General features: G+C 56.1%; 8 protein-coding genes and 1 pseudogene. 2 read left to right on the top strand and 7 right to left on the bottom strand.

Going from position 1 to position 10,194, the window contains the following annotated elements; genetic code table 11:
* Positions 1-325: 325 nt before the first annotated feature.
* Both H537_RS0131495 and H537_RS53655 read right to left on the bottom strand, forming a co-directional pair.
* Entirely contained in the window at positions 326-1,360 is a 1,035-nt protein-coding gene (locus H537_RS0131495) for an IS630 family transposase (RefSeq protein WP_029001061.1), read from the bottom strand.
* Between the two features lie 418 nt (positions 1,361-1,778).
* Positions 1,779-2,456, bottom strand: coding sequence for a PEP-CTERM sorting domain-containing protein (locus H537_RS53655; RefSeq protein ID WP_156902059.1), 678 nt, complete (start codon positions 2,454-2,456; stop codon positions 1,779-1,781).
* A 202-nt stretch (positions 2,457-2,658) separates the two neighbouring features.
* Between H537_RS53655 and H537_RS0131485 the strand changes: the two genes are divergently transcribed.
* Positions 2,659-3,099, top strand: a complete 441-nt coding sequence (locus tag H537_RS0131485) for an IS5 family transposase (protein WP_084151090.1) — start codon at positions 2,659-2,661, stop codon at positions 3,097-3,099.
* A 211-nt stretch (positions 3,100-3,310) separates the two neighbouring features.
* On the opposite strand, the gene H537_RS55170 is transcribed toward H537_RS0131485, so the two are convergent.
* The 5 genes and pseudogenes from H537_RS55170 to xseA form a co-directional block, all read right to left on the bottom strand.
* Positions 3,311-4,060, bottom strand: a complete 750-nt coding sequence (locus H537_RS55170) for a PEP-CTERM sorting domain-containing protein (RefSeq protein ID WP_211235116.1) — start codon at positions 4,058-4,060, stop codon at positions 3,311-3,313.
* Between the two features lie 272 nt (positions 4,061-4,332).
* A pseudogene (locus tag H537_RS56920) lies at positions 4,333-4,460 on the bottom strand (transposase domain-containing protein); the annotation flags it as partial.
* 248 nt (positions 4,461-4,708) lie between these two features.
* Positions 4,709-7,261 carry a hypothetical protein gene (locus H537_RS53650; protein WP_156902058.1) on the bottom strand — a complete coding sequence of 851 codons (2,553 nt, stop codon included), beginning with the start codon at positions 7,259-7,261 and terminating at the stop codon, positions 4,709-4,711.
* A gap of 146 nt (positions 7,262-7,407) precedes the next feature.
* Positions 7,408-7,731, bottom strand: coding sequence for an exodeoxyribonuclease VII small subunit (gene xseB, locus H537_RS55990; RefSeq protein ID WP_029001059.1), 324 nt, complete (start codon positions 7,729-7,731; stop codon positions 7,408-7,410).
* On the bottom strand, positions 7,728-9,464 hold the full coding sequence (gene xseA, locus H537_RS0131475) for an exodeoxyribonuclease VII large subunit (RefSeq protein ID WP_029001058.1): 1,737 nt from the start codon (positions 9,462-9,464) through the stop codon (positions 7,728-7,730). The genes xseB and xseA overlap by 4 nt, the downstream gene beginning before the upstream one ends.
* Positions 9,465-9,763: 299 nt before the next feature.
* On the opposite strand from xseA, the gene H537_RS0131470 reads away from it, so the two are divergent.
* The gene (locus tag H537_RS0131470) at positions 9,764-9,955 is read left to right on the top strand and encodes a hypothetical protein (RefSeq protein WP_156902057.1); all 192 of its coding nucleotides are present in this window, start codon (positions 9,764-9,766) and stop codon (positions 9,953-9,955) included.
* Positions 9,956-10,194: the final 239 nt, after the last annotated feature.

Raw genomic sequence — 10,194 nt, 5'->3', positions numbered from 1 at the left:
AATGAACAGCCAATTCCCGATGTCATGCTGTGAACTGGCCACCGGTGTAGAACGAAAAATATGTTAAGTCGATGTGTGTGTGCGGGCACATCCGGCTCTTATGTCAACAATGGATTTCTCTTCTTTAAATTTTGAATCTGGTGTTTAATAAACAACGAGTTCAAAAGGAGAACCTTTCTATACCAGGAGCGGCCGTTTTACGCCAAGCAGGTCAATGGAAAGCCGCTACTACACCGACATGTACTCGAACAGCGTCTGAAATCCCGTCATGATGCACTTGGATAGCGACAACGCTTGCTATTGATCCGGCATCAATGAACTTGAATCAGGCGGCATAGCGAACCGGCTCATGCTCGAAGTAGCTGCGGATGCGGTCGGGCTGGCGCTGCACGCTGCGTAGGTGTTGCGCGGTGGCCTTGACCAGTTGCAGCTTCGTGCGCGCTGGCGCGAGCTTCGTGACCGCCTGCTTCAGGTCCGCATTGGCCATCTCGTCGGGATTGAGCTCGGGGCTGTAGCTTGGCAGGTAGAATACCTCGATGGCCTCGTGATGCTTGCTCAACCACGCCTTGACGGGCTTGGCGTGGTGGACACGCAGGTTGTCCAGGATAAGGAAGATCTTCTTGGGCGCGCCCTTGATGAGCCGGCGCAGGAAGTCGATGAAGATGGTGGCGTTGAGCGCGCCATCGAAGATCTTCCAGCGCATCTGGCCGCGGTTGGTGACGGTGGAGATGACCGACAGGCCATGGCGCTTGTTGTTGACGCGTACCACCGGCGTTTGCCCCTTCGGAGCAAAGCCGCGGCCACGCACGTCATCACTGCGCAGTCCGCTCTCGTCGCCCCAGTGAAGCTCGGCACCTTCGGCCTTGGCGCGCGTGGCAATGACGGGGTAGTCCTCTTCGAGCCACTTGCGCACGGCCGCGGGCGACTGGTCGTAGGCCTTCTTCATGGGCTTCTGAGGCGTGAAGCCCCAGCGCGAGAGGTACAGCCCCATCGTGCGCACGGGCAGCCGGATGCCAAAGCGCTGCTCGATGAGCTGTGCCACCGCTTGGCGCGTCCACAGCGCGTAGACCATCTTCAACTGGTCCGGCGTCTTGTCGGCGATCAGGCGCTGCACTTCGTGCTCCTGGCTCGCGTCGAGCCGACGGTGCTCTCCGACCTTGCGGCCTCCCTCGGCGTCGTGCAGTCCCTGCACACCCTTGGCCGCGTGGCGCTTGCAAATATCGAACACACCCGTGCGGCTCAGGCCCGTGAGCGCTGCGATCTCGTCGTAGGTGTGCTCAGCCTCACGCAGCCGGATCACCTGCGCGCGCCTCTCGTGTCGCGCCTCGCGCGACAGTGATCTCATGTCCGTTGCCTTCATCACAGCATCATCCTGACGCGTCAGGATTTCAAGAACATTACTGCCGGCTCAATAGAAAGCGGGGCCGCTGGTACAGGACGGTCAGATCGTAGATGAAATGTCGCCATGTTTGCCTAAGAAAATCAACAACTTATGAGGGTGCTAGACTTAAACCATGTACTTCCCAGAGACGTTAGCGCTGAAGGTTCTGCGCACTTTTGCTATCAAAAGGCAAAAAGCCTCCATAAATTATTATTAAGCTGGTAACTGCAGTGTATATTGCCAATATTGAGGTGTGCGCTGCACTCGTGATGATTGGTTCTCTGCTGGGCGCTGTTGGCTTGGGGAAGTTCTTCCTGCATTGAAGGGTTCTACATGGGGTCTAAACCAACGCTCCGCCATGCACCCGTCCCCACTTTTTCAAACAGCGCCTAGCGCTTCAGGATTTGTATTTTTTGACTGTCAACAACAAACCCAGGCCGGCTAGCCATAGTGCAGCGGTGGCTGGCTCTGGAATCGGTGGTACAGAACCTGGGGCCATTTGCCGGACAAGGAAATTGGACTGATCTGTGTAACCAAAGTTGATGGTGCTCGCGTAATACGGCGCAACAGAGCCGATGCCGCGATGAAGATCAAAATACACAATGTTTTTTAGCCCAGGGCCAGCTTCTACGGCGTCTCTATTATAGGTTGCAAACCACGTTCCTGGATCGGCATCCGGCTGTGGAATAGGGCCACCCAGCACTCGTACCAAACGACGCAGCTCTCCATTTGAATCCCTTTGTGAAGGCGCATAATAAGCGCCTTTATAAATATGCGGATCATTGTATCGACTAGTTTTGAACGACTGAAGGTTGTCTTTCAATAGCGCTGTAACCTCCGGCTCTGTTGCAAAACGCCATCCTTCTTCTATAAAGCCGCCATGACCTCCGATAATGTCATCGAAGGACAAGTAAGTAGTTTCTGTAATATCTAGCCAAGCCAGTTGGGTTTTTTTATCGTAGTTGTAATTCTGGCCGGCCACGTTCTGTAGCAACGCTGCCTGCGAAGTCGGTATGAGTGCAGAAGCTATGATCCACGCTGCCCGCCGTGCCTGTGTTTTCCGGAATACTTGCATTTCACATCCTTGCTCAAAGGAGATCAAATAATGCAATACGGCCACATTTTAGGATCAGATGAAAGCAATGCCAAACGTAATTTTTGCTATAACTTTTAGATTGGAACTAGAATGAGTCGCAGTCGCTAGTGAAAGATTGTAGGAACACCCTTTTGAAACCGGCCTATAAGACTCTTTGTGGCCTAGGTTGAGTTTGATAGGCATGCCGCTCTTGCGATTTCCGCCTTCGGGTTTCGAGGCGGGGGTTGTCATGGCACGCCGATGGCATGAGCTCTCTGACAAAGAGTGGGCGCTGCTGGAGCCGCTGCTGCCGCAGTTGCAGACACCCGAGCGCTACTACCGCGACCACCGCACGGTTCTCAACGGCATGCTGTTTCGGGTCAACACCGGCATCTCTTGGCGCGACCTGCCTGCACGGTATGGTCTGTGGCAGATGGTCTACTCACGGTCGCAGCGCTGGGCTCACACTGGCATTTGGGACCGCATGCTGCAAGCACTTCAGACGCGGTTGGACGCTGCCGGCAGCGTCGACTGGTCTTTGTCGTACGTGGACGGCTCCAACGTCCGCGCGCACCAAGTAGCCGCTGGGGCGGAGAAAAAAACCACTGCAGCACGAGCCCGAGGATCACGCCATGGGGCGTAGCCGCGGCGGCTGGGGCACCAAACTGCATCTGGTGACGGACGGCATGGAGTTACCACTGGCTGTCAAGGTCAGCGCAACCATCGCACCACCGGCACCGATTGTGCGGGAACCGGTGGCTTGAATTGCCGCGCAAGCCTGACAGAAGGTGGTCACCCATTATTCAAGGGGCAGCTCCGCACCGGCCCGCGGTCTGTTGACTAGTACACGACTATCAGGACGCCTTGCGTCGACGGGCCACGAAGCCCACCATACCCAGCCCGGCAGCCATGAGGGCATAGGTGGATGGCTCGGGAATAGGGTTTAGGCCACCGCTGGTCCATGCCAGCACGCCGCCATTCACCACCCGAGTGTAATCCCTCGTGTTTTGAATCAGAAAGGAGAAGTCGCCAGATTTTTGGCCAAAGGACATATTAATTTCTCCAACAATATCGTTATCGAAGCCCGAACTGATGCTGCCGAACAAAACACCAGCGCTGCCGCGGTCCCAAGCATCAATCGCGTAGCTGCCGGACCATTTGAGGGCCGAGTACGGCGCGAGTTCTACGGCAATATCAAACCCGGACCAAGTGTTATAGCCCTTATAAGGGCCGTAAGTATTACCAACGATGCCTGCGGTGGTCAGCTTGGTGATTCCGTCGTTCGTCACTACGGCGCCGGACCCCATCATCCCTGGCTGGACCACCAAGCTCGACGCGGACCCAAACGGGCCGGACGCACGCTGGCGGTTACGAAGATAGTCCCCGTCATCGGTGCCCAGGCGCGAAGCAGACCAGCCCGACGTACCTTTTCTAATTTTTGCAAAGGCGTCAATCCCGTCGTCGGGCCGCAAATCTATAACTTCGTAGTGCAAGTTACTTATAGTTGCGCTGGAGTTAAACGTCGTGGAAACTGCCAGCGCTGGAAATGCTGTAGTAGCCAGCAAGCTCGCAGCAATCAATGCTCTTTTTGCTTTCAGGTACATGACGTCTTTGTTGAGTTGCCGGAGTTGCGATGGTCGCTCAAATTTCAATTTGAATTTCAAACTCGAGGTGAGGTACTGCCCACGGTAATGGGGGGTTGCACGAATCCGGACCGATGCCCCTTAACTCCAGCATGGTTCCAAAAACTTGACAGCCGTTAATGCAGTTGGAGAGTGAACATCCCGCGACACCTTGTTGATCTGTTCAGGGAAGTCCGCAACGATGCTTGCCCCGCACGTAGCAGGCGGTAGTGATGGCCAGCCGGAGGGGCCGGTTAGGACGGACGACAGCGATGTGGCAGCAACTCGCCAATGCAGATGGCCAGACGACTGTGGATGCGCGCGAGTACGTCGCGCAGGTAGGCCCAGGGAGCGTCCCGTTGAGTTTTGCCGACTGCACTAGGCCCTGTTTGAGAACGCTTGGAGTGCAGCCGCTTCCCGCAAGCTACACCGTCCATCTTGCCCACCAGGGGCTTGCAGCGCGTTGTGGTAACCCGCAGGGCGGCCTTGGCCCTCGGATAAGCGTGATTTATCTTCGTGCCCGGTATCCGTGGCGTCGTGCTTGGCGGTGGCGTCAGTACGAACTACGAACCAAGTTGCGCAGCGCGGCGGTGTTGATAGTGCTTACTGCGTAAGTCCTACACTTCAAATCTACCTTTTCCAGAAATAGCTCTCGTAGACCTCGAGCGGAACTTCTTCCCAGGGAGGCTCCTTGGCTTCTTCTCGCTCGCGAATCGGAGTTTGATCGCTTTGAAAGCGTCTATTTTTTGACCTTTTGGCAACCGCCATCTCGCGGAACAATTTTTCTTGACAAGGAAGACTGCAGAAGCCACATTGACTGCAGACCAGTTTCCCGCACGCCAAGCAGGTACGGTTGTCTCCAATAATGAGGGGGGAGTGGCCACACTTGCCTTTCTCTAATAAAGGCTCGCCATCGGGAGTCAAAATTACAGCTCCAGACTCGTCTGTTTCATATATGGCCCCACCGCAATATGCAATGATGGTTTTCCATTTTCTAGATTCTTTCTCCCTTCCCTGCAAAATTCCCATTCCGATAAAACGAAAATTGGAAAGCTTCTTTAGATTGGCTTTGTCTCGGCCATCCCAGAGTATTGTGAGGGTATTCACAAGTCCTTGAACAATTCCTAGGGGATCTATTGCGCCGAGCGGGTGAGGGATGGATGAGTTTATATTCTCGGCATACAGCAGAGGAAGGTAATCCTTCGGCGAAAAGTCGGCTTGGTTTTCTTTCAGCCTGTCCAAAAAATCTGTTAGGATTGAGAGGAAAATGGCCGGCAATTTCGGCAGAGCATCCTCTAAGCGTTGTATCTTTGAATAAAAATCTATCTGCCAACTCGAAAGCCGGGACGATACGACTGAAGGCAGCGGCTTACCGGTAACGCAAAGAGCAGGAATAATTTTCATCTTTTCCGAGTCATCAAGCAGGTACTCCCATTCCATATCTCGAGGCCATTCACATCCGTCCGTGAGTTGCTTGATAGATGTAGAAAATTTTTGGTACCAAGCTTGCGGATACCCGAATAACCAGTGTGGAAACGTACGCTCGTAATTGCGAATCACTTCAAAAGTGGGAGAGTTGAAATTGACTATTAGTCGCTCAATGCTGTCTCGAGTCGTTTCACCGAGAAATATTAATTTGTCTATATTGAAGTTGACTTCATTTGGATTCTTAATATACCTTAAGTTTAGATACGGGGAAAGTATTCCAGCGATTTTGACACCGCTATTGTTTCTATCGGTTTTAAATCGCGGAACTGTGTGCTCGACATAAAACTTCTTGCCATTGACAGGGCGCCGAGCATTCTTGACGTCTACAGCTATAGTACCGTCTACTAGAAGATCATGAGTCAACCAGTCTTCGGATTGCCCATCAAGCTGCTTTATTGAGATATCTTCTACTTGCAATCCCATCCCTTGGTAGAGCATTTGCACAGCTTTCTCTGCGGCTCTAGCAGAGAGCATTTTTGCCAGAACACCATCGTATTTGCTCTTGGCCCAGGATTTTGCAATTTCTTCGTCTCGCTTGTCCAAGCTCAAATAAACTTCTTTGGCTTCAATGGAGGTTTGGATTTCGCTGATGGAATAGAAAAGCTTGCTAAGCTTAAACAGGAGTATGGAGTAATGCTTTCTGCAGACCTCAGTTTTTATGGTGTCAGGCGCGATCGGGAAAAATACATCTTTAGGGCTGGTTGGAGGAAATTTTCTCCAGAATCGCTGGATGTCATTTGATGCAAATTTCAATGCCGAAAGAGCAGAAATTGCGTGGAATGCCTCCTCTTCGCAGGGAGAAAGCACGTCCCTGGATAATAAAATAGCAAGCATGTCTTCTGCTGATAATTTTCCTTCTCCCTTGACTAGGGATATACGTTCGTTGTCAGGTAGCCCGGACAGGGCTTTGATTTTTACGGAGGTGGGTGCAATTGAAAAAAATAAATTTTTGGGGTCGACTGGAGGGAATTTCTTCCAGAAGCTCTGAATGATGCTTGGCTCGGGGTTTAATGCTGAAAGAACGGAAATCGCACTGAATGCTTCATTTTCACACGGCGGAACTAGGTCTCTGGACAATACGATGGCAAGTACATCTTCTGCCGTGAAATTTTCCGATTTTTTGAGAAGCGCCACACGTTGATCGTCATTCATTTCCGACAAGACCTTGGCCTTCACGGACATGGGTGCGAACGGAAAAAATTTAGGGTCGGTTGGGGGAAACTTTTCCCAGAACTGTTGAATGATATCTGGCGCGGGTCTCAGTGCCAAAAGTGAGGAAAGTGCGCGGAGCGCTTCATTCTCACAAGGTGGGATTACGTCTCTGGACAGCACGATGGCAATAACATATTCTGGCGAAATATTTTCTATTTCCCTTAGTAAGGCCACTCGTTCGCCATCACTCATATCGGTCAGAACCCGGACGGATGCGGCAGCTGGCCTGCCGTCTCGCCCTTTGATGCGTAGAAAAACTACTTTGGCTCCAGGGATCAATAATTCTAGAGGTGATGTCGAGAAGGTGCGATGGAAGTATAAATCCCCTTCTAGCGTGGAGATAAAACCATAATCGTTTTTGCGGCCCGTTTGGCCATTGATGCCACCGAACCATTTAATTTCACCGATTAATTTTTTGGGGCCAATATGCGTGGTCAGCTGAGAGCCGGGGCTCACCGATTTGCGTGCATTGCTAATGTTCATGCGGAATTCTGCGCGACTTGTGTTTGAGGTTGTTGGCTGACTACTTGAGAAGCTGGGTGACACAATAAATAAGTGTGTCCGGTGCTTATGCCGAGAGCGAAACTTCACTGATCAGGTAAGCCTATTAGCACAAAGGTTGGCCCATCCTAGAAGGGTATGTCGTCGTCCGCCTCTTTAGCAGCGGTGTTAGGTCGCCTGAATGCAGGCGGCCTATTGATTTTCGGTAGCGGCGCAACAGTCTGGTTTTCTGCACTGGGCCGCGCATTCGCCGCTTCGACGCCTGAACCTTCCAACGCCTGCGCCAGCGCCTTTTCCACTGCGTCGATGCGCGCTTGGCACATCTTATAGGCCTGCACCGACTCTGTGACGATGGCCAGCAGGTCATCGATGTTGGGCTCGTCCTGCTCACGCAGCATCTGCGCGTGGCGCTGTAGGATTTCGTAGTTCTCGCGGAAGGTTTCAGCACTCATTGTTCTTCCTTCTTCAGCGTCCGGGCGGCCACGGTGCCGTCATGGAACTCGATCTCAATGTTCTCGTTCGGCGAGACGGCGGTGGCGCCAGTAACGACTTTCCCGTCGGGGCGGCGCACGATGGTGAAACCCCGTCCCAGCGTTTTCTGCGGCCCCTGGCCGGTGATCTCGCGCATTAAGGCCTGGGATCGTTCCCTGGCGCTGGCCAGCGCCTGATGGGAGCCGGTATCGACCTCGTTCATGGCGCGTTGAACATCACTGCGCAGGCGGCCCGCCTGCATGGCAGCGCGCTCCAGCACACTGCGCCAATTGGCTTGGGACTTGGTCCGGCCGGCGTGCAGCGCGTGCTGGCTCTGCGCCAGTACGTTGAGGTACCGCTTTTGTGCCGCCTGCCGTGCGAGTCCCAATAGTCCACTCGCGCCGTGCCGCACTTGGCTCACCAGGGCCTGCGACTGCTGCGCGGCCAGCCGCACGCCCTGCAATGACTGAAACTGCACGGCAGTGAAATCCTCGCCGACCATCCGACGGGCCATTGCCAGCTGTTCCCGAGTGCCACTGCGGATCGCCGTGTCGACGCGCTCGACGCCCTGCTTGGCCTGCTGCAACTGCTGCTGCACACCGCCCACCACGAGATCGAAGTGCTCCTGCGCCTGCCGCGCGCGCTGTAGCACGAGTTGCTCGATGCTGGCGATAACTTTGGAAGGCGTGTCGAAGCTGCAGTGCGCTACTTCATCGAGCACGGTGCTGTCACGCTCGTGGCCGATGCCGGTGAGCACAGGAACGGGTAAATCGCAGATGCAGCGCGCCAGCGCGTAGTCGTTGAGCCAAGCCAGGTCGTTGACGCCGCCGCCGCCGCGGATGATCACGGCCGCGTCCGGCCACGCGTCATGTTCCCAGGTGTCCAGGGCTTGCAACAGGGCAGCACGTATCTGCGCTGCGGCCCCGTCGCCCTGGAAGCGGCTATGAACGTAGACGAAGCGGCAGACACCGAAGCGTTCCAGCCGCTGGGCGTCGGCGTGAAAGTCGCCCAGGCCGGCCGCGCCCTCAGGGGCGACCACCAGCACCGCGTTGAAGCCCCACGGCGCGGCCAAGCGCCGGTTGGCGTCGAAGACGCCCTCGCGATGCAGCCGCTCGCGGATCTCGCGCTTGCGCGCCTCCAAGTCGCCCAGCGTGTACTCCGGGTCGATGGCGTCGACGATCAAGCTCAGGCCGTAGACCTCGTGCACCGTGGGCTTCGCACGCACGAGCAGCTTGATGCCGGCGGCCAGCACCACGCCGGTGGCGCGCTCGAAGGCTGGCAGGATCGTGGCCGCCGTGGACGCCCAGATCATTGCCCGGGCCTGCGCCACGGCGGCGCCTTGCGCGTCGCGCTCAGCGAGCTCCAGGTAGACATGACCGTTGCGCACGTCGGCGCGGCTGACCTCGACTCGCGTCCACACGCCAGCCCGGTAAGCCTGAGCCACCGCAGAGGCCACGCCCTTCATCAGCTGCGACAGTGCGATGCCCTTGGGCATCGTCATCTCGGCCGCCGCGGTTCCAGTGACCGGCGCCGCAGGTTTGGTGAGCTGCGGCGACCGCGCCGGCAGCCAGGCTTCAAATGGCGCGAGATCCAATCCACCAGGCACGTACCACCTGCGCACATCCGGGTCCCAGCGGGCGCCCAGAGCCTTCACGCTCTGTTTGTCCGCATATGAGGTGTTGAGGTATGTCGGATCGGTGGCCGTCTCGCTCATAAGGGACAGAGCGTAACAGCCCGTAGTTCCGGTCACTTCCCTGAACTGCGTGGGGTACCTCAAGATCACCTATATCGCAGATAAGCGTTCATAATCTTTAGCAGAATAAAACTTGCCATACTGCCCTGTGCAGGGCTGACAGGCCAGTAAACTGAAGCACGACAAGCACTTGCCAGGGCTGTGAGCGTCCTCTCCTTTCGATGTCCGCTGCCGCTTCCGCCTCTTCGCTGCTTCGCGACCGACCCACGCGCGCCCATCTGGCGCTGGCCCGCGGCTGGGTCCAAGGGTTGGATCTGCGTGTGCTCTCTGAACGCTACCTGGCCGGCATCGATGGCGAGGACAGCACGAATCTGCGCGTGGCGCGCCAGCGGCTGCAACGCCCGCTCGACGAGCTGGCTGCGGCGGCACGTCGCGCCGGCCTGAAGGGGGCCTCCACGCTGGCGCGCCAGGCCGCGCTGATCCAGGAGCCACAGGGCATGCCCTCGCTGTAGGAGTTCTCCAAGCGCTTCGACGCCGACTTCCACTCGCAGCAGGAGCTGCTGGAGCTCTACCACGCCGAGCACGGCCAGGCACCAGGGGCGGAGGCCGCGCGCCGTGCGGCCCGGCGCCGTGCGCGGCTGGTCGACCGGCAGTTGGAGCTCATCACCGAGCTCGAGGGCATCGTCGGCGAGGATCAGACGCTGTCCTCGCCCCGGGCCGCCTGGTTCGCTCCGGCCATCGCCGACCGGCT

It is taken from the genome of Azohydromonas australica DSM 1124 (assembly GCF_000430725.1).
Taxonomy (GTDB): domain Bacteria; phylum Pseudomonadota; class Gammaproteobacteria; order Burkholderiales; family Burkholderiaceae_C; genus Azohydromonas; species Azohydromonas australica.
The sequence above is the reverse complement of the archived record's forward strand: the minus strand, read 5'-3'. Positions and strand labels throughout refer to the sequence as shown.

Excerpts from the sequence above, each read along its gene's own strand:
- H537_RS0131495 (WP_029001061.1), bottom strand. The coding sequence starts at position 1,360 with ATGAAGGCAACGGACATGAGATCACTGTCGCGCGAGGCGCGACACGAG.
- H537_RS53655 (WP_156902059.1), bottom strand. The coding sequence starts at position 2,456 with ATGCAAGTATTCCGGAAAACACAGGCACGGCGGGCAGCGTGGATCATA.
- H537_RS0131485 (WP_084151090.1), top strand. The coding sequence starts at position 2,659 with ATGCCGCTCTTGCGATTTCCGCCTTCGGGTTTCGAGGCGGGGGTTGTC.
- H537_RS55170 (WP_211235116.1), bottom strand. The coding sequence starts at position 4,060 with ATGTACCTGAAAGCAAAAAGAGCATTGATTGCTGCGAGCTTGCTGGCT.
- H537_RS53650 (WP_156902058.1), bottom strand. The coding sequence starts at position 7,261 with ATGAACATTAGCAATGCACGCAAATCGGTGAGCCCCGGCTCTCAGCTG.
- xseB (WP_029001059.1), bottom strand. The coding sequence starts at position 7,731 with ATGAGTGCTGAAACCTTCCGCGAGAACTACGAAATCCTACAGCGCCAC.
- xseA (WP_029001058.1), bottom strand. The coding sequence starts at position 9,464 with ATGAGCGAGACGGCCACCGATCCGACATACCTCAACACCTCATATGCG.